Annotated in this window: 1 pseudogene; it reads right to left on the bottom strand. The window is 42.0% G+C overall.

Annotated elements, in window-relative coordinates:
- Positions 1–1,048, bottom strand: a pseudogene (locus ABR854_RS25690) (hypothetical protein); the annotation flags it as partial.

Here is a 1,048-nt window from a genome sequence, read left to right as displayed (position 1 = left end):
TGGTGAATCAGAGCTTGGATTAGGAACAGGATTTGCATTTATCGTAACAGCTGTAGTTGCACTTGCAGTACATCCATTCGCATTTGTTACGGTCAATGTATAAGTGCCATTGGCAGCAGTTGTAACACTACTAATAGAAGGAGCTTGAATACTCGAACTAAACGAATTAGGCCCTGTCCAAGCGTAACTTGTCATTGCAGCCACCGAATTGAATGTTAATGTTGTACCAACACATTTTGGTGAATCAGAGCTTGGGTTTGGAACAGGATTCGCATTTATCGTAACAGCTGTAGTCGCACTTGCTGTACAACCGTTCGCATTTAATACGGTCAATGTATAAGTGCCATTGGCAGCAGTTGTAACATTATTGATAGAAGGAGCTTGAATACTCGAGCTAAACGAATTAGGCCCTGTCCAAGCGTAACTTGTCATTGCAGCCACCGAATTAAATGTTAATGTTGTACCAATACATTTCGGAGAATCAGAGCTTGGATTAGGAACAGGATTCGCATTTATCGTAACAGCCGTAGTTGCACTTGCAGTACATCCGTTCGCATTTGTTACGGTAAGAGTATAAGTGCCACTTGCAGCGGTTGTAACACTGCTAATAGAAGGAGCTTGAATACTCGAGCTAAACGAATTAGGCCCTGTCCAAGCATAACTTGTCATTGCAGCCACCGAGTTGAATGTTAAAGTTGTACCAACACATTTCGGAGAATCAGAGCTTGGATTAGGAACAGGATTCGCATTTATCGTAACAGCTGTAGTTGCACTTGCAGTACATCCGTTCGCATTTGTTACGGTCAATGTATAAGTGCCATTGGCAGCAGTTGTAACATTATTGATAGAAGGGGCTTGAATATTCGAGCTAAACGAATTAGGCCCTGTCCAAGCGTAACTTGTCATTGCAGCCACCGAGTTGAATGTTAATGTTGTACCAACACATTTTGGTGAATCAGAGCTTGGATTAGGAACAGGATTCGTATTTATCGTAACAACTGTAGTTGCACTTGCTGTACATCCGTTCGTATTTGTTACGGTCAATGTA

It is taken from the genome of Emticicia sp. W12TSBA100-4 (assembly GCF_040253585.1).
Lineage (GTDB): Bacteria > Bacteroidota > Bacteroidia > Cytophagales > Spirosomataceae > Emticicia.
Note: the sequence above shows the minus strand (reverse complement) of the source record. Positions and strands in the feature narration are given on the sequence as shown.